We start from the raw sequence: 17,462 nt of genomic DNA, 5'->3' as shown, positions 1-17,462 counted from the left end.
AGGCTTACGCCAAAGTTTCCTCTATCCGACCATCAAAAGTCTCTTGACGCCATCCCCGCCGCAGCGCATACGGGCTGCGGGACATTCCTCCCCAACGAGGAACGCCCATCTGCGAGGATGGAGACATCGCGATGACACTGCCAATGCCAGCGGCCAAGCCCGCTGTTGTCAACTTTTCGTCCGGCCCCTGCGCCAAGCGCCCCGGATGGACCCCCGAAGCCCTGAAATCCGCCGCCCTCGGCCGCTCGCATCGTGCGAAGCTTGGCAAGACCAAGCTTGAGCAGGCAATCGAGCTGACCCGTGACGTGCTGGGCGTGCCGGCGGACTACCGCATCGGCATCGTGCCGGCTTCCGACACGGGCGCCGTCGAGATGGCGTTGTGGTCGCTGCTCGGGGCCCGCGGCGTCGACGTGCTGGCCTGGGAATCCTTCGGCGCCGAATGGGTCACCGACGTCGTCAAGCAGCTGAAGCTCACCGATGCCCGCATCTTCAAGGCCGGCTATGGCGACATCGTCGATATCAACGAGATCGACGCCAAGAACCGCGACATCGTCTTCACCTGGAACGGCACCACTTCCGGCGTGCGCGTGCCCAACGCCGACTGGATCCCGGCGGATCGCGAAGGCCTGACCATCTGCGACGCCACCTCGGCCGCCTTCGCCCAGCGTCTCGACTGGGCCAAGCTCGACGTCACGACTTTCTCCTGGCAGAAGGCCCTCGGCGGCGAAGCGGCCCATGGCATGCTCGTCCTTTCCCCTCGCGCCGTCGCCCGGCTGGAAAGCTATACGCCGGCCTGGCCGTTGCCCAAGATCTTCCGTCTGACCAAGGGTGGCAAGCTGATCGAGGGCATCTTCAAGGGCGAGACCATCAACACCCCCTCGATGCTCTGCGTGGAGGACTATCTCGACGCGCTGAACTGGGCCAAGGCCACGGGCAGCCTCGACGGGCTGATCGCCCGCGCCGACGCCAACCTCGCCGCCATCGAGCGCTTCGTCGAAAAGACGCCCTGGATCGATTTCCTGGCCAAGGACCCGGCCACCCGCTCCAACACCTCGGTCTGCCTGAAGGTGGTGGATGAGAGGGTGGCGGCACTCCCGCCCGAAGGGCAGGCCGCCTTCGCCAAGGCGCTCTCCTCCGCCATCGAGGCGGAGAAGGCAGGGCTCGACATCGGCTCCTATCGCGACGCGCCTCCGGGCCTGCGCATCTGGTGCGGCGCCACGGTGGAGACCGCCGACGTCGAGGCTCTGATGCCCTGGCTCGACTGGTCGTTCCACAAGGCGATCGCCACGCTCGGCTGAGTTCTTCCCTGGGACCGCCGGCATCCTGCCGGCCCTTCGGAAACACGACGTTTCCGGAATGAGGCCGACAAGAGATCGGCGGCCCCAGCAGCATCATCTTCTGCAAAGAATCCCGTTTCCATAAGCGGGCAGATGCCCGCGCTCCAGGAGAGCTTCCATGACTGCTCCCAAAGTCCTGATTTCCGACGCCCTCTCCCCCGCCGCCGTGCAGATCTTCAAGGATCGCGGCATCGAGGTCGATTTCCAACCCGCCCTCGGCAAGGACAAGGACAAGCTCGCCGAGATCATCGGCAATTATGACGGCCTTGCCATCCGCTCGGCCACCAAGGTCACGTCTGCCATCCTCGCCAAGGCCACCAACCTCAAGGTGATCGGCCGTGCCGGCATCGGCGTCGACAATGTCGACATCCCGGCCGCCACCGCCCGCGGCGTGATCGTGATGAACACGCCCTTCGGCAATTCCATCACCACGGCCGAGCACGCCATCGCCATGATGTTCGCGCTGGCCCGCGAGATCCCCGCCGCCGACGCCTCCACCCAGGCCGGCAAGTGGGAGAAGAACCGCTTCATGGGCGTCGAGATCACCGGCAAGGTGCTCGGCATCATCGGCTGCGGCAATATCGGCTCGATCGTCGCCGACCGCGCGGTGGGGCTGAAGATGCGCGTCATCGCCTTCGACCCGTTCCTGAGCGCCGAACGCGCGCTGGAACTCGGCGTCGAGAAGGTCGAACTCGACGATTTGCTCGCCCGGGCCGAGATCATCACCCTGCACACGCCGATGACGCCGCAGACCCGCAACATCCTGTCGCGCGAGGCGCTGGCCAAGACGCGCCCGGGCGTGCGCATCATCAACTGCGCCCGCGGCGGCCTGGTCGACGAGGAAGCCCTCGCCGAGCTCCTGAGATCCGGCCATGTCGCCGGCGCCGCCCTCGATGTCTTCGTCGAGGAGCCGGCGACGGCGAACCCGCTGTTCGGCCTGCCCAATGTCGTCTGCACACCGCATCTGGGTGCCTCGACCACGGAAGCCCAGGAGAACGTCGCCCTGCAGGTCGCCGAGCAGATGTCGGACTACCTCCTGCGCGGCGCCATCTCCAATGCCGTCAACTTCCCCTCGATCACGGCGGAAGAGGCCCCGCGCCTCAAGCCCTATATCTCGCTTGCCGAGAAGCTCGGCTCCTTTGCCGGCCAGCTCACCGAGACCGACATCAAGACCATCCGCATCGTCTATGAGGGCGATGTCGCCCACATGAAGATCAAGGCGCTGACGTCGGCAGCGGTGGCGGGCCTGCTGCGCCCGGCCCTGGCCGACATCAACATCGTGGCCGCCCCCAGCGTCGCGCGCGAGCGCGGCATCGTCATCGAGGAGACCACGCGCGAGAAGACGGGCGACCACGACAGCCTGATCACGCTGGAGGTCGAGACCGAGAACCTGACCCGGGCCGTGGCCGGCACCATCATCGCCGGCACCAAGCCCCGTATCGTGCAGATCAAGGGCATCAATGTGGAGGCGGACCTGCTGCCGCGCATGCTCTACATCACCAACCACGATCGTCCCGGCTTCATCGGCCGCATCGGCACGCTGCTCGGCGAGAACGGCATCAACATCGCCCATATGCAGTTCGGCCGCGATTTCGAAGGCGGCAATGCCATCGCCCTGGTCGGCATCGACCAGGTCGTGGGCGAAACCCTGCTCAAGGAAATCAACACCATCCCGAACGTGGTGCAGGTGAAGGCGCTGACTTTCTGAGACAGCGATCATCATTGACAAGGCGCCGGTGCCTGCTGTCGTTGACAGGGCGCCGGCAAAGGGAGGATGCGATATGGACGGCGTAACACTCTGGCGTCCAGTCGGTCCGGCGGAGTTGGCGCTGATCCAAGCGAGCGGAATGAAGGCGTTTCCGCCACGCCTGCCGGACCAGCCCATCTTCTACCCCGTCACGACGCACGCTTACGCGGTGAAGATTGCGCGAGACTGGAATGTACCGGCCAGCGGCTCCGGTTTCGTGACCCGTTTTGACGTCGATCAGGCCTTCCTTGAGCGCTATGCGGTCCAGGATGCCGGTGGCAAGGATCACCAGGAATACTGGATCCCGGCCGAAGATCTTCCCGCCTTCAATGCCGCGATCATCGGCGAGATAAAGATCGTCGATTCATTTCCCTGAGCGGAACCTTGCTCCGGCGGGTTTGCGCCGAAAAATCTCCCAAGGGCGCATACCAAACGCTTCATTTTGCCGCCCCGGCCCCCATCTTGTACGGATCGTTACTCTTCACCCTTTCCCGCCGGCTCGCGGGCTGCTAAACCCGGTCGCGGCAAAATGTGATCACAGGTGAGCAATGCGTCTCCTCGTCGTCGAAGGCAATGTCCGTGCAGCGCGTGAACGTCACCGCGCGACCTACGGCCTCACGCCGTCGGAATCCTATGCGGCGGTACTGAAGAGCCTGGCGCCGGATGCGATCTGCGACATCGCCCTGCCCGCCGACGAAGGTGCCAACCTGCCGGATGCCGCCGGCCTCGAAAGCTATGACGGTGTCGTTATCACCGGCTCCGGCCTCAACATCTGGAAGGCCGAACCCGAATCGATGCGCCAGGTCGAGCTGGCCCGCGAGGTCTACAAGTCCGGCACGCCCTTCTTCGGTTCCTGCTGGGGCCTGCAGGTCGCCACCGTCGCCGCCGGCGGCTCGGTGCGATCAAATCCCAAGGGCCGCGAAGTCGGCATCGCGCGCGACATCACGCTGACGGCCGAGGGACGCGACCACCCGCTCTACGCCGGCAAGGCGCCCATCTTCACCAGCCCCTGCGTGCATGGCGACGAGGTCGAGGCGCTGCCGGAAGGCGCCATCGTGCTTGCCAGCAACACGGTGAGCGACGTACAGGCGGTCGACATCAGCCATGATGGCGGACGTTTCTGGGGCATCCAGTACCATCCCGAATTCTCGCTCAACGAGTTGACGGTGATCATGCGGCGCTACAAGCCGACCTTGCTCGCCGAAGGCTTCTTCCGCGAAGAAAGGGCTGCCGATGGTTGGATTGCCGACCTCGAGGCGCTGGTCGCCGACGTCAGACGCACCGACATCTCCTGGCGCTACGGCATCGGTCCCGACATCCTCGACGCCCGCCGCCGGCTGAGGGAAATCGAGAATTTCATCGAGCTGCGCGTGAAGCCGGTGATTTCCGAACGCGGGCGCGGCTGATCCCAAATTGCCCCATGCGATCGGCGCCACCCCGCCGGTCGCAATGCGGTTTTGACCTGCCGATCTTCCGGCCCCCTCGCCGGCAAGGCCGACGCTCTCTGTTCCCCCCGATACAGCTCGAGGTTGCGGTCGCCATCGCGCCGCAATCCTGCCTTCCCATGGCGGTCCCGCAACGGAGATCCGTCATGTCCCCCGTCCCTCGCCTCGCCCTTACTGCCTTTCTGCTCCTGGGTACCACGCCGGTCTTTGCAGCGGATCTGGGGGTGCAGTCGAAGATCGATGCCGTTTCTGTCTATCCCGACGGCGCCACGGTCACCCGGGTGATCGAGTTCGACATACCGGCGGGCGAGAATGTGCTGGTCGCCAAGGATCTGCCCGCAGGTCTCGACGCAGCCTCGATCCGGGTCGACATGCGTGAGGCCTCTGGCGTCTCCCTGGCGGGAATCGACATCGCCAATGCCCTGAGCGACGGCCCCGTACCCGATGCCGCGGCGAACAAGACCCTGCAGGATCTCAAGGATCAGCGCGACGGCCTGGCCGGGATCGGCAAGGCCCTGCTCGCCAAGCGCGGTCTGATCGAACGCTTCGCCAATGGCGCCACCTTCAACGCGGCCAAGGAGGGCAGCAACATCGCCGCCTTGCGCGGCGCCTGGAACGCCGTCGGCGACGACATGGCAGAGGTCAATGAGGCACTGCGCCAGAATGCGCTCAAGATCCGCGATCTCGACGAGGACATCGCCAGGCTGCAGAGCCAGCGCGATGGCCGGCCCGAGGGCCAGAAGCGCACGCAGCTCCGCCTCTCCGTCAATGCCGAGCAGGCCGTGAAAGGCCGCATCGCCGTCTCCTACCTGATCGGCAATGCCGGCTGGTCACCGCTCTACGATGCCCGCCTCGACAGCGAGAAGGGTGAACTCGAACTCGTACGGCGGGCCAAGATCACACAAGCGACCGGCGAGGACTGGAGCGACGTCGCCCTCACCATCTCGACCGCCCGCGCCACCACGGGCGCCGCGCCTCCCAAGCTTGCCAGCTATGTCCTCAATTTCCAGCCCGACTATGACGTGCTGCCGGCCGATGCTCTGGCGCGCAGCCGTGCCGAAGAGAGCGCAGCGCCCCCGGCACCGAAAGCTTCCGCAGCGGCGCAGGCCCAGCCAAGGCCCGGGCGGGAGACCGAGGCAAAGCTCAACACGGCCGGCTACCAGAGCGTGTGGGCCCTTCCGGCCCGCGCCAGCGTGCCCTCGGGGCCGGGTTCCAAGGCATTGCGCCTCGCCTCGGCCACGCTCACGCCGGAAATCGTGGCGCGTGCCGTCCCCTCCCTGCAGCAGACGGCCTTCCTCGAGGCCAGCTTCAGCAATGGCGAGGATACGCCGCTTTTTCCGGGTTCCGTCTCGATCTATCGTGACGGCCTCTATGCCGGCCAGACCGCCATGCCGCTCGCCACCAAGGGAGAACCCGTGCGCCTCGGCTTCGGCGCCGATGATCGCATCAAGGTGGAACGGGCAGTGACGCGCAAGCTGGAAAGCAACACCGGCATCGCTCGCCCCACCACCAGCGAAAGGCGCGACTACAAGATCAGCCTGCGCAATGGCCGCGCCAATGCCATCAAGCTGTCGATCGAGGAAGCCCTGCCGGTCGCCGAGAACAAGGACATCAAAGTGGAACCCTCCGCCCAGATGACACCACCGACCCAGCGCGACGCCGACAATCGCCGTGGCGTGCTGGTCTGGACGGTGGATCTCGCCCCCGGCGCCAGCAAGGACATCAATTTCGGCTACAAGGTCACCTGGCCGGGCGCCGAGACGATCAACCTGGATTGAGGCTTGTCAGGATGGAGGGCGACGGCCTTCTCCCTCTGTGGGCTACCAGATTCACACTTCTCTCGCATCCAATATAGGCGCGGGAATCCTTCCCCGGTTTCGGGGAAGGTGTCGTTGCGCAGCAGCGACGGAAGGGGGGAGATTGGTGCTGCCTCGTCAATTATAGCTGGACTTGTGCCACCCTCCCCAACCTGTGCCGGCTTTGCCGGCCCATCCCCCCCGAAACCGGGGAGGGATCCGCGCGCTCCAATCGGCGGAGCCGAGATGTGTGATCTGGTAGCCTCTGCGGGAGAAGGTGGCACGCGGCACCGGATGAGGAAAGATACGCCACTTTGCAGGGGATGACGGACGCCATGATTTCCCCTCACGCCGTCTCGACCAGCAGCGCCTCCAGGGTCTGGCCCGCCGAGGTCGCCTGGATGGAGGCGACATAGCCGGCATAGAGCTTGGCAAACTCCAGGTGCTCGGCGAGGCCGAGCTTGGCGAAGGGGCTGGTGCGCAGCAGGTCGAGCGGATTGCCGCCGCGGACGAGCTCCCAGTCTTGCTCGCTGAGGCGCGGCTCGACCACATCGAACGCCTCGCCCCTGTCGTCCTTGCCGGTCAGATAGGCGCCGAAACAGGCGAGGAAGAAAGCCTCGCGCCGAAGATCCCCACCGTCCGCCAGCAGCATTTCCAGGGTCTTGGAGTGGAAGACCGGGATCTTGGCCGTGGTGTCGAAGGCGATGCGCAGCAGCTGGTCGTTGATGGCCGGGTTCGAGAAGCGCTCGAGCACCGCGTTCTTGTACTCTTCCAGCGAAACACCCTTCGGCCCCTCGATGCGCGGAATGGCGTCGCGGTCGAGAAAGGTTTCCAGGAGCCGATGCAGGCGGGTGTCGGCGAGCGCCTCGTGCACGATGCGGTAGCCCATGAGAATACCGGGCATGGCCAGCAGGATGTGGGAGGCATTGAGCATGCGCCCCTTCATGAACTCGAAGGCCGGCACGTCGTCGCGCATCTCGACCCCGACCTCTTCGAAGGGCGGGCGCCCGGCCCGGAAATCGTCCTCCAGCACCCATTGGCTGAAGGTTTCGCCCAAAGCGGGCACGGCATCATCGATGTCGCTGCGCTTGTTGAGGCGCTCCTTCACCTCGGGCGGAATCTGCGGCGCGATGCGGTCGACCATTGAATTGGGGAAATCGACCTCGGCTTCGATCCAGGCCGCAAGCCCCGCGTCGCGGGCGCGGGCAAAGGAGACGATGGCCTTGCGCGCCGTGCCGCCATTGTGACGGAGATTGTCGCAGGACATCACCGTGAACGGTTTCGTGCCCTGTTCGTGTCGACGCCGCAGCGCCTCGACGATGTAGCCGAAGGCCGTGCGCGGCGGACCGCCGGCCAGATCGAGCGCCACCTCCGGCGTATCGAGCTTGAACACGCCAGTGGTCTCGTCGAGATTGTAGCCGCCTTCGGTGATCGTCAGGGAGACGACGCGGGTATCGGCGTGGCTGAGGCGGGCCAGCACGGCTTCCGGATCATCAGGCGCATGCAGATAATCCACCATGGCGCCGATCACCCGCGTGCTGGCCGCACCATCCGGCGCATATTCGGTGACGGTGTAGAGGCAATCCTGGGCGCGGTAGGCCTCGGCCTTGGCCCGGGTGGCGGGGACGTCGATCAGTTCGACGCCGCAGATGCCCCAGCCTTCGTTACCGGGCTTGTGCAGGCAGCGATCGACATAGACGGCCTGGTGAACGCGATGGAAATTGCCGAGGCCGAAATGCACGATGCCAGGGCGCACGGCGGAACGATCATACCCGGGAACGGCGATGGCAGCGCCGAGGCTTCCGAGGGTCTTCGAGGAAAGCTTCTTCAAGATCGTCTCCATGATGGTAGCGGCAGCGGCGATCCGGCGCCGTCGGTCGCGAAAGCGTTTTGCAATCTGACGCATCATCAAGAATCGTAAAGACGCGTCAAAACAAAGAGTTAGAGCAATCGGGCGTTTACGTTCAAACGCGTTTTGCTCTAGCTCGAGCCGGCAGAACGGGCCTGCCCGAGCCTCCATGCCTGGGTGATGGATGCCGGACCGGGAACGGGGCTGCCCCTCCTGTTCTCGTCCGGCTGAAAGCGGCGACGCCTGACCGCAATTCGAAGGCGTGCCTGCAATAGCTGCATACTTGGCCCTGCTTCCGACATTTTGGCAAGGACTTGTTGCAGAGGGTCATTTTTTGGCGCGCAAAATTCGTTTGCACACTAACGAGTTTTGCCTAAAATCAGGACGTCCACCGTGGATCGGTTCTAATTCACGCAATTCCTTGTTTATTTATTTGATTGCCAGATTATTTGCGGATATCTCCTCGGTGAGAATGAGTGACGACCTGAACAGAGTGCCCTGGCGAGGCCCATGGACGAGCCTCGCCAAGACACTCTGGAAAGTTTGATATCCTGCAGGTTCCTCCTGATCGGACCGCGGCCCGATCAGGAGGAACCTGCCTAGTGGCAAGGCGGCCAGCATGAGCAATTTCAACGAGGAACGGGTTCTGAGCGTCCATCATTGGACCGACAGGCTGTTCAGTTTCACCACCACGCGTGATCCGGGCTTCCGCTTCGAGAACGGCCAGTTCACCATGATCGGCCTGCCGGTCAATGGCCGCCCCCTGCTGCGTGCCTACAGCCTGGTCAGCGCCAATCACGAAGAGACGCTCGAATTCTTCTCCATCAAGGTGCAGGATGGGCCGCTGACCTCGCGGCTGCAGCATCTGAAGGAAGGCGATGCCATCATCGTCGGGCGCAAGGCCACCGGCACACTGCTGCTCGACAACCTCAAGCCCGGCCGCTACCTCTACTTGGTCGGTACCGGTACGGGCCTGGCTCCCTTCCTCAGCCTGATCAAGGATCCGGAGACCTATGCCCGCTTCGAGAAGATCGTGCTGATCCATGGTTGCCGCCAGGTCCAGGAACTGGCCTATGGCGAGCGCATCACCCACGAGCTTCCCGCCCATGAATTCCTGGGCGAGGCCGTGCGCGAGCAGCTCATCTATTATCCGACGGTGACGCGCGAGGCCTTCCGCAACACCGGCCGCATCACTGACCTGATCAAGTCCGAGAAGCTGTTCGAGGATATCGGCCTGCCGCCGCTCGACATCGAGCAGGACCGCGTGATGATCTGCGGCAGCCCCGAAATGCTGCGCGACCTCAAGGCCCTTTTGGAGGAACGCGGGGCCGTCGAGGGCAATCATGGTGAGCCGGGCGATTTCGTGATCGAAAAGGCCTTCGTGGACAAGTAGGCTCAGCGTCCACGTCTCGATTCGCCTCCAGGCAGATTCCTCCCGATCGAACCACGGGCTCGATCGGGAGGAATCTGCAGAATTTCAAACGCTTGCAGAATTTCTCGATATCGCCCATTCGTGGGCAATATCGAGAAATTCTGCTTGGAATGCCATGACCGATTACAGACTGGACGATCAGATTGGCTTCATTCTGAGGCAGGTCTACCAGCGGCATGCCGTCCTGTTCTCCGACGGGCTCGGCGAGGACCTGACGCCGATGCAATGGGCGGTGCTGGCCAAGCTTGCCGAACTCGGCACCTCCTCCCAGAATCTCTTGGGCCGGCTCACGGCCATGGACGTCGCCACCGTCAAGGGCGTGGTCGAGCGGCTGTCGCGCCGCGGCCTGATCGAAACCCGGCCCGATGCCGAGGATCGTCGCCGCCTCGTCGTCTCCCTCTCCGCCTCGGGCGAAGCGCTATACGTCCAATTGGTGGCCAAGGCTTCCGCCGTCACGGACCTGACCCTGGCGCCGCTGAGCGAGACAGAGCGCGGCACGCTGCGGGCGCTGCTGGACAAGCTGCGCTGACGCCGTTCTGACAACAATGCCGGAATTGTCCCCAACGAGGCCTGTCCCGAGCGCCGCAGGACTAAAATCGTACCGTCGCTCGATGCTGAGGCTTGCGCCGCTACCCGATGAATGCATTCTAGGTTATAAAACTGGGCGTTCGCAACCAGCCTGGGCAAATACTCAGAGGGATGGGATATCATGAGCGACCTCGCAGACCTGCAGAACCGCAAGCTCGATCTCGCCACCCGCGCCGCCTGGCTCTACTACATCGACGGGGCGACCCAGGATGAGATCGCCGCCCAGTTCGATATTTCGCGCCAGAGCGTGCAGCGCCTGGTCGCTCTGGCCGTCTCGGAACGCGTGATCGAGTTCCGCATCCAGAGCCCCATCGCCGAATGCACGGCGCTGGCCAAGCAATTGCGCGACAGCTACGGCCTGACCATCTGCGAAGTCGTACCGAACGGCCTGCACGACCCGCTCGCAGCCGTGGGACTGGCCGCCGCGCAGATCCTCGAGACCCAGTTCGGCCAGCGCGGCTCGGGCGTGTTCGGCTTTTCGACCGGACGCACCCTGCTGCGCATGGTCCGCGAGATCTCGGCCAAGCCGCGCCCCGACCTCAAGATGGTCTCGATCGTCGGCAATGCCGCGCGCGACGGCTGCGTCAGCCCCTTCGAGATCGCGATGCGCCTGGCCGACAAGCTCGACGCCAAATGCTACCCGCTGCAAATGCCGGTGCTCGCCGACACCGTCGAGCATTGCCAGGCTCTGAGAAGTCAGCCGGTACACACTTTGCTGCAGGATCTGGTGGAGACGGCACGGGCCGTCTATGTCGGCGTCAGCGACGTCAGCTACGGCTCTCCGATCCACCAGGACGGCTTCGTGCTGGAGCAGGAAATGCATTATCTCATCGAGAATGGCGCCATCGGCGAGATCGCCGCCTGGCCCTTCGACCGCAACGGCCGCATCCTGCAGAACGATTATACCGAGCGCCTGCCCGGCTTCCGCCCGGACCGGCTGGCGCGTCTCGTGCCTGTGGTCGGCGTCGCCGCCGGCCAGCGCAAGATCGCCCCGATCCGCGCCGCCCTGAAGGGCGACCTGCTTTCCGGTCTGATCACCGACGAACAGACGGCCATCGCTCTGCTCGAATAGACCCACCCCTGCCCAGAGCCGAAAATCGCCCGACGCGCGGCCCCTCTTCCGCGCGCGCTGGCGCTTGCCTGCCCCGCAGGCGCAATCCCGGCGCATGACTCAGCTTGACATTAAGCCGCGCCGCTGAGAATATGCTCTCGTATTGGGCGTCTGCCCACGCCCACAAGCCGTGACAAGCGGTGCGCATTTTTGACGGGAGGTTCTGGTGCAAACGGCAAAATCACTGATTTCGCTTGCAGGCGCGCTTGCCTGCGGCGTTTCCCTCGCCTGGTCTACGGTGGCCGGAGCCGCCGAGACACTGACGATCGCCACGGTGAACAATGGCGACATGGTCCGGATGCAGAAGCTTTCGGAGGATTTCACCAAGGCCAATCCGGACATCACGCTGAACTGGGTCACCCTCGAGGAGAATGCCCTGCGCGAGAAGGTGACGACCGACATCGCCACCAAGGCCGGCCAGTTCGACATCCTCACCATCGGTACCTATGAAGTGCCGATCTGGGCCAAGAAGGGGTGGCTGGTCTCGCTCGACAAGCTCGGCGACAACTATGACACCAATGACCTGATCAAGCCGATCCGCGACGGCTTGACCTATGAAGGCAAGCTCTACGCCGCTCCGTTCTACGGCGAGTCCTCGATGATCATGTATCGCAAGGACCTGTTCGAGAAAGCCGGGCTGAAGATGCCCGACAGCCCGACCTGGGACTTCGTGGCGGATGCCGCCAAGAAGCTGAAGACCGCCGACACCTACGGCATCTGCCTGCGCGGCAAGGCCGGCTGGGGCGAGAACATGGCCTTCCTCACCGCCATGTCGAACTCGTTCGGCGCCCGCTGGTTCGACGAAAGCTGGAAGCCCCAGTTCGATCAGCCCGAATGGAAGGCCACGCTCACCTTCTATGTGAACCTGCTCAAGGAAGCCGGCCCGCCGGATGCTTCCTCCAACGGCTTCAACGAGAACCTCACCCTGTTCAACCAGGGCAAATGCGCCATGTGGATCGACGCTACGGTAGCGGCCGGCTTCGTGACCGACCCCAAGCAGTCGACTGTGTCCGACAAGGTCGGCTTCGCCCTCGCCCCTAATACCGGCCAGGGTAAGAACGCCAACTGGCTGTGGGCCTGGTCGCTCGCGGTCCCCGCCGGCTCTCAGAAGGTGGAAGCCGCCGAGAAGTTCATCGCCTGGGCCACCAGCAAGGACTATTCGGCCCTGGTTGCCAAGACCGAGGGCAACTGGGCTGCGGCACCTCCCGGGACCCGCACCTCGCTCTACAACAATCCCGACTACCAGAAGGCTGCGCCCTTCGCCAAGCTGACGCTGGATTCGATCATGTCGGCTGATCCGACCCATCCCACCGTCAAGCCGGTGCCCTATGTCGGCGTGCAGTTCGTCGCCATTCCCGAGTTCCAGGGCATGGGCACCTCGGTGGGCCAGCAATTCTCCTCGGCCCTGGCCGGCTCGGCTTCGATCGACGATGCCCTGGCCGCATCGCAGAAGCTGGTGACCCGCACCATGACCAAGGCCGGCTACATCAAGTGACCCCTTCCTCCCGGGACGGGGCTCATCGCCCCTCCTGAAACTTGGCTGTCCCGGCTCTTCATCACCGGGACAGCCCCCTTTCGAAGACTTGAACGAACGCTTTTTGGGGATTCGAAGGGGTCGCCAAAGAAGCCAAGACGCGTCGAAGCAAAGATTGGGCTCACATACGGGGTTCGAGCCTGAACGCGCTTTGCTCGGAAACATTCAAGATTTGGTCTGTGGGGAGGACCTCAAGATGGCAACGCAGCAGACGCGTGTGCTCGCCAGGGTGGCCGTCGCGCCCTCGGTCATCATGCTCTTCATCTGGATGATCGTTCCGCTCGTTCTGACGATCTATTATTCGTTGAACAACTATACGCTCGACGATCCGACGAATTTCTACTGGAACAGCTTCGGGAACTATACCTACTTTCTGACGGACCCCACCTTCTTCAAGTCGCTGGGCGTCTCGCTGCTGATCGTGGGCTCCGTGCTTGCCATCACCATCGTCGGGGGCATCCTGATCGCCCTGCTGATGGATCAGCCCTTCGCCGGCCAGGGCATCGTGCGCCTGATGGTGTTGGCGCCGTTCTTCGTGATGCCGACAGTGGCCGCGTTGATCTGGAAGAACCTGTTCATGAATGCCGACGGCGGCATGCTGACCTGGGTCTCGCAGGTGCTCCACCTGCCGGTGGTCGTCTGGTTCACCAACTGGCCGCTGCTGTCGATCATCATCATCGTGGCCTGGCAATGGCTGCCCTTCGCCACCCTGATCCTGCTCACCGCCATCCAGTCGCTGGACGAGGAACAGAAGGAAGCCTCCCAGCTCGACGGCGCCAAGCCGATCTCCTACTTCTTCTACATCGTGCTGCCGCATCTCTCGCGCGCCATCACGGTGGTGATCCTGATCGAGACCATCTTCCTCCTCAACATCTTCGCCGAGATCAAGGTCACGACAAATGGCAGCTTGAACACGGCCAATCTGCCCTTCCTGGTCTATCTCACCGAAGCGGGCGACCACGATATCGGAGCGGCCTCGGCCGGCGCGCTGGTCGCCGTGGTGCTGGCCAATATCGTCGCCTTCTTCCTCGTCCGCATGATCGGCAAGAATCTGGAGGCCTGAGCCATGGCACGCGCAGTTTCCACCCGGCGCAAGGTCGTCGTGACAGCCGCCGCCTGGATCGTCGGCTTCCTGATCTTCTTCCCGATCCTCTGGATGGTGATCACCAGCTTCAAGACGGAAGGCGAGGCAGGCATCCTGCCGCCAAAATTCGTCTTCTTCGAATGGACGCTGGAGAACTATCGCAACATCTTTACGGAATCCAACTATGGCAGGGCCGCGCTCAACTCGATCTTCCTGTCGGTCGGCTCCACCCTGCTCGGCCTGATCTTCGCGGTTCCGGCCGCCTGGGCCATGGCTTTCGCGCCCGGCAAGCGCACCAAGGATCTCTTGATGTGGATGCTCTCCACCAAGATGATGCCGGCGGTGGGCGCCCTGATGCCGATCTTCCTGCTCTTCAACCGCTGGGGCCTGCTCGACAGCCGCTGGAGCGTGATGGTCGTCCTGTTCCTGCTGAACCTGCCGATCGTGGTGTGGATGCTCTACACCTATTTCAAGGAGATCCCCGGCGAGATCCTGGAAGCGGCCCGCATGGACGGCGCCTCGCTCTGGCGCGAGATCGTCTATGTGCTGACGCCGATGGCCGTCCCCGGCATCGCCTCCACGCTTTTGCTCAACACGATCCTGGCCTGGAACGAGGCGTTCTGGACCCTGAACCTGACCACTTTCGACGCCGCGCCGCTGCCGCAGTTCATCGCGGGCTACTCGGCCAAGATGGGGTTGTTCTGGGCCACGTTGTCGGCCGCCTCGACCCTCGCCATCCTGCCGATCGTGGTGCTCGGCTGGTTCTCGCAAAAACAACTCGTCCGCGGCCTGACCTTCGGCGCCGTGAAATGACGAACAACAACATGTCAGAATGGGGAGCTGCGTAAATGGGCCGCTTCAATCTTCGCAATGTGCGCAAGGCCTTCGGTGAAGTCGTGATCATTCCCGATCTCGACCTCGACATCGAGGATGGCGAGTTCGTGGTCTTCGTCGGTCCGTCGGGCTGCGGCAAGTCCACTTTGCTGCGCCTGATCGCCGGCCTGGAGGACACCACCTCGGGCGAGATCAAGATCGACGGCGTCGACATGGCACAGGCCCCGCCGTCCAAGCGAGGGCTGGCCATGGTGTTCCAGTCCTACGCGCTCTACCCGCATATGAGCGTGCGCAACAACATCGCCTTCGCCTTGAAGATGGCGGGCGAGAGCAAGGACGTCATCGACCAGAAGGTCGCCAAGGCCGCCGCCTCGCTCAACCTTACCAACTATCTCGACCGCAAGCCGCGCCAGCTCTCCGGCGGCCAGCGCCAGCGTGTCGCCATCGGCCGCGCCATCGTGCGTTCGCCCAAGGCCTTCCTGTTCGACGAGCCCTTGTCGAACCTCGACGCGGCGCTGCGCGTCAACATGCGCATTGAGATCTCGCAGCTCCACAAGGACCTGAAGACCACGATGATCTACGTCACCCACGACCAGGTCGAGGCCATGACCATGGCCGACAAGATCGTGGTGCTCAATGCCGGTAATGTCGAGCAGGTCGGCTCGCCGCTCCAGCTCTACAACAAGCCGAGGAACCTGTTCGTCGCCGGCTTCATCGGTTCGCCCAAGATGAACTTCCTCAAGGATGGCGCGGCGGCAAACTACAACGCCACCACCATCGGCATCCGTCCCGAGCATCTCAACCTGTCCCCGAGCGAGGGGCAATGGAAGGGCAAGATCTCGATCTCCGAGCATCTGGGCTCGGACACTTTCTTCTATGTCGATCTCGACGAGGGCACCCGCGTCACCGCGCGAGCACCCGGCGAGTTCAGCCTCACCACCGGCGATACCATCTATCTCACGCCGCAGCCCGACCGCCTGCATCGCTTCGACGACAAGGGCCTGTCCCTCGCCTGATTCTGGAGGACAGGTCTCCAGAGACGGACTCAAAATTCGCGATGGAACCGGAAAGGGCTCCAACTTTTGTCATGTCCCGGGCGTCCGGCTTGGCGCAACCCGTCGAGATTGCGGCCCCTGGATCTACACCGGACACCTCGTCCAGTCGGGGACGAGATGTCCGGTGATGATGAAGGTCGAGCTTCCTGTGACGTTCGATCCGGCTTTGAAGACAGCCCACGAAATGCTTGTCCAATTGTAGGGCCAATGCAGGATTGACTTCGTCGAATCGGCATGCCGCATTAGATTGATCCGTAGCTGCACGGGCTTTTGTCCCGTTTGCAAAATCGATGCAGCAAACGGGAGCGACGCATGGAAAGGATCCGCGATGTATAAGAAGAAACTCGATCTCACTGGCCGGCATGCCCTCGTCACGGGCGGCGGGCGTGGCATAGGCCTGGCCTGCGCCGAAGCCCTGGCCGAGTTCGGGGCCGAAGTGGTCATCGCCGATTTCGACATGAAGGTCGCGGCAGAGGGGCAGGCCGCCCTCGCAGCCAAGGGCTACAAGGCCGAGACGGTGAAGATGGACGTCACCAATTCGGCGGAAGTGACCGCCGTGGCCGACGACCTCGCCGCCAAGGGCCGCACCGTCGAGATCCTGGTCAACAATGCCGGCATCGCTCGCTCGATGACCCCGGCCGAGGACGTCGCCGACGAGCATTGGCTCAACGTGCTCGACGTCAATCTGAATGGCGTGTTCTGGTGCTGCCGCGCCTTCGGCAAGCACATGCTGGCCGCCAGAAAGGGCTCGATCATCAATATCGGCTCGATGTCCGGCATCATCGTCAACAAGCCGCAGGAGCAGTCCTACTACAACGCCTCCAAGGCCGGTGTGCATCACCTCACCAAGTCCCTGGCGGCCGAATGGGGCCTGCGCGGCGTACGCGTCAACTCGGTGGCGCCGACCTATATCAACACGCCGCTGACTGCCTATGCCGCGACGGACCCGGCCAATGCGGCAATGTTCAAGACCTGGTTGGAGATGACACCGCAGGGTCGGATGGGCGAGCCGGAGGAAATCGCCTCCGCCGTGCAGTTCCTGGCTTCCGATGCCGCCAGCCTGATGACCGGCTCGATCGTCACCGTCGATGGCGGCTACACCTGCTGGTAGGGGCAGCACGCAAAGGCGCTACCCTAACCTTCTCCCCTTGCGGGAGAAGGTGTCCCGAAGGGACGGATGAGGGGTTTTGCGACCCATCTAGGTCACCTCCGGAGAGGTCACCAAGAATTGTTAGAGCATCGTGCCGATATTATGAAGCATATCCTGCATCCTTGAAGTAGTTTTGACATTCGCGTGGCTCGAAGAGTTTGCAGATGTCGTGGAGGGCTTTGAACAGGGTATCGAAGGTTCGAGCTGCGGCTTTTCGCAAATGCGCCTTGAGCTTGGAGAAGGCCATTTCGATGGGGTTCAGGTCTGGCGAGTACTGCGGCAGGAACAGCATCCAGGCCCCGCGCGCCCGGATAAGGGCTTCGGCCTTTGCACTTTTGTGGACACTGAGATTGTCGAGGATAACGATGTCGCCAGGCCGCAAGGTCGGCGCCAGCTGGGTTTCGACATAGACATTGAAGGCGGCACGATCCATCGCGCCCTTGATCACCCAAGGAGCGCTCAGCCCTTGGTGACGCAGGCCCGCGATCAGGGTCTGGGTC

General features: G+C 63.4%; 15 protein-coding genes. 13 read left to right on the top strand and 2 right to left on the bottom strand.

Annotated features, from left to right (window positions below; genetic code table 11):
* The first annotated feature begins 131 nt into the window (after positions 1 to 131).
* From ACTJKX_RS32205 to ACTJKX_RS32185, 5 genes are all read left to right on the top strand, one after another.
* The gene (locus ACTJKX_RS32205; RefSeq protein ID WP_440727745.1) at positions 132 to 1,298 is read left to right on the top strand and encodes a phosphoserine transaminase; all 1,167 of its coding nucleotides are present in this window, start codon (positions 132 to 134) and stop codon (positions 1,296 to 1,298) included.
* Positions 1,299 to 1,455: 157 nt separating this feature from the next.
* Positions 1,456 to 3,045: a phosphoglycerate dehydrogenase gene (serA, locus tag ACTJKX_RS32200; RefSeq protein WP_311932918.1), complete on the top strand. Its 1,590-nt coding sequence runs from the start codon at positions 1,456 to 1,458 to the stop codon at positions 3,043 to 3,045.
* 73 nt (positions 3,046 to 3,118) lie between these two features.
* On the top strand, positions 3,119 to 3,460 hold the full coding sequence (locus ACTJKX_RS32195) for an ADP-ribosylation/crystallin J1 (RefSeq protein WP_311932919.1): 342 nt from the start codon (positions 3,119 to 3,121) through the stop codon (positions 3,458 to 3,460).
* A gap of 172 nt (positions 3,461 to 3,632) precedes the next feature.
* Positions 3,633 to 4,490 carry a type 1 glutamine amidotransferase gene (locus ACTJKX_RS32190; RefSeq protein WP_311932921.1) on the top strand — a complete coding sequence of 286 codons (858 nt, stop codon included), beginning with the start codon at positions 3,633 to 3,635 and terminating at the stop codon, positions 4,488 to 4,490.
* Positions 4,491 to 4,675: 185 nt separating this feature from the next.
* Complete coding sequence (locus tag ACTJKX_RS32185) at positions 4,676 to 6,307, top strand: mucoidy inhibitor MuiA family protein (protein ID WP_440727744.1); 1,632 nt, start codon at positions 4,676 to 4,678, stop codon at positions 6,305 to 6,307.
* A gap of 364 nt (positions 6,308 to 6,671) precedes the next feature.
* Here ACTJKX_RS32185 and ACTJKX_RS32180 read toward each other — a convergent pair whose 3' ends face one another.
* Complete coding sequence (locus ACTJKX_RS32180) at positions 6,672 to 8,234, bottom strand: mannitol dehydrogenase family protein (RefSeq protein WP_440727743.1); 1,563 nt, start codon at positions 8,232 to 8,234, stop codon at positions 6,672 to 6,674.
* 559 nt (positions 8,235 to 8,793) lie between these two features.
* Between ACTJKX_RS32180 and ACTJKX_RS32175 the strand changes: the two genes are divergently transcribed.
* From ACTJKX_RS32175 to ACTJKX_RS32140, 8 genes are all read left to right on the top strand, one after another.
* Positions 8,794 to 9,567, top strand: coding sequence for a ferredoxin--NADP reductase (locus tag ACTJKX_RS32175; RefSeq protein WP_311944756.1), 774 nt, complete (start codon positions 8,794 to 8,796; stop codon positions 9,565 to 9,567).
* Between the two features lie 154 nt (positions 9,568 to 9,721).
* On the top strand, positions 9,722 to 10,135 hold the full coding sequence (locus ACTJKX_RS32170) for a MarR family winged helix-turn-helix transcriptional regulator (protein ID WP_311944758.1): 414 nt from the start codon (positions 9,722 to 9,724) through the stop codon (positions 10,133 to 10,135).
* A 180-nt stretch (positions 10,136 to 10,315) separates the two neighbouring features.
* Positions 10,316 to 11,266 carry a sugar-binding transcriptional regulator gene (locus tag ACTJKX_RS32165; protein ID WP_311944759.1) on the top strand — a complete coding sequence of 317 codons (951 nt, stop codon included), beginning with the start codon at positions 10,316 to 10,318 and terminating at the stop codon, positions 11,264 to 11,266.
* A gap of 226 nt (positions 11,267 to 11,492) precedes the next feature.
* Positions 11,493 to 12,800: an ABC transporter substrate-binding protein gene (locus tag ACTJKX_RS32160; protein WP_376717795.1), complete on the top strand. Its 1,308-nt coding sequence runs from the start codon at positions 11,493 to 11,495 to the stop codon at positions 12,798 to 12,800.
* A 235-nt stretch (positions 12,801 to 13,035) separates the two neighbouring features.
* A complete protein-coding gene (locus ACTJKX_RS32155; RefSeq protein WP_311944760.1) occupies positions 13,036 to 13,902 on the top strand; it encodes a carbohydrate ABC transporter permease in 867 nt (288 codons plus the stop codon).
* A gap of 3 nt (positions 13,903 to 13,905) precedes the next feature.
* On the top strand, positions 13,906 to 14,736 hold the full coding sequence (locus tag ACTJKX_RS32150; protein ID WP_311944762.1) for a carbohydrate ABC transporter permease: 831 nt from the start codon (positions 13,906 to 13,908) through the stop codon (positions 14,734 to 14,736).
* 35 nt (positions 14,737 to 14,771) lie between these two features.
* A complete protein-coding gene (locus ACTJKX_RS32145; protein ID WP_311944764.1) occupies positions 14,772 to 15,773 on the top strand; it encodes an ABC transporter ATP-binding protein in 1,002 nt (333 codons plus the stop codon).
* A gap of 367 nt (positions 15,774 to 16,140) precedes the next feature.
* Positions 16,141 to 16,923 (top strand): SDR family NAD(P)-dependent oxidoreductase, encoded by a 783-nt coding sequence (locus tag ACTJKX_RS32140; protein ID WP_311944767.1) that lies wholly within the window; start codon positions 16,141 to 16,143, stop codon positions 16,921 to 16,923.
* A 139-nt stretch (positions 16,924 to 17,062) separates the two neighbouring features.
* On the opposite strand, the gene ACTJKX_RS32135 is transcribed toward ACTJKX_RS32140, so the two are convergent.
* Positions 17,063 to 17,462: transposase (locus ACTJKX_RS32135; RefSeq protein ID WP_440725774.1), on the bottom strand; the 400-nt coding region annotated here is incomplete at its 5' end.

The sequence above is a fragment of the Labrys sp. 22185 genome, from assembly GCF_052045555.1.
GTDB classification, from domain to species: domain Bacteria; phylum Pseudomonadota; class Alphaproteobacteria; order Rhizobiales; family Labraceae; genus Labrys; species Labrys neptuniae.
This window is presented reverse-complemented; position numbering and strand designations above follow the sequence as displayed.

Bases quoted from the DNA above. Each gene is read 5' to 3' on its own strand.
- ACTJKX_RS32205 (WP_440727745.1), top strand. From the start codon at position 132: ATGACACTGCCAATGCCAGCGGCCAAGCCCGCTGTTGTCAACTTTTCG.
- serA (WP_311932918.1), top strand. From the start codon at position 1,456: ATGACTGCTCCCAAAGTCCTGATTTCCGACGCCCTCTCCCCCGCCGCC.
- ACTJKX_RS32195 (WP_311932919.1), top strand. From the start codon at position 3,119: ATGGACGGCGTAACACTCTGGCGTCCAGTCGGTCCGGCGGAGTTGGCG.
- ACTJKX_RS32190 (WP_311932921.1), top strand. From the start codon at position 3,633: ATGCGTCTCCTCGTCGTCGAAGGCAATGTCCGTGCAGCGCGTGAACGT.
- ACTJKX_RS32185 (WP_440727744.1), top strand. From the start codon at position 4,676: ATGTCCCCCGTCCCTCGCCTCGCCCTTACTGCCTTTCTGCTCCTGGGT.
- ACTJKX_RS32180 (WP_440727743.1), bottom strand. From the start codon at position 8,234: ATGATGCGTCAGATTGCAAAACGCTTTCGCGACCGACGGCGCCGGATC.
- ACTJKX_RS32175 (WP_311944756.1), top strand. From the start codon at position 8,794: ATGAGCAATTTCAACGAGGAACGGGTTCTGAGCGTCCATCATTGGACC.
- ACTJKX_RS32170 (WP_311944758.1), top strand. From the start codon at position 9,722: ATGACCGATTACAGACTGGACGATCAGATTGGCTTCATTCTGAGGCAG.
- ACTJKX_RS32165 (WP_311944759.1), top strand. From the start codon at position 10,316: ATGAGCGACCTCGCAGACCTGCAGAACCGCAAGCTCGATCTCGCCACC.
- ACTJKX_RS32155 (WP_311944760.1), top strand. From the start codon at position 13,036: ATGGCAACGCAGCAGACGCGTGTGCTCGCCAGGGTGGCCGTCGCGCCC.
- ACTJKX_RS32150 (WP_311944762.1), top strand. From the start codon at position 13,906: ATGGCACGCGCAGTTTCCACCCGGCGCAAGGTCGTCGTGACAGCCGCC.
- ACTJKX_RS32145 (WP_311944764.1), top strand. From the start codon at position 14,772: ATGGGCCGCTTCAATCTTCGCAATGTGCGCAAGGCCTTCGGTGAAGTC.
- ACTJKX_RS32140 (WP_311944767.1), top strand. From the start codon at position 16,141: ATGTATAAGAAGAAACTCGATCTCACTGGCCGGCATGCCCTCGTCACG.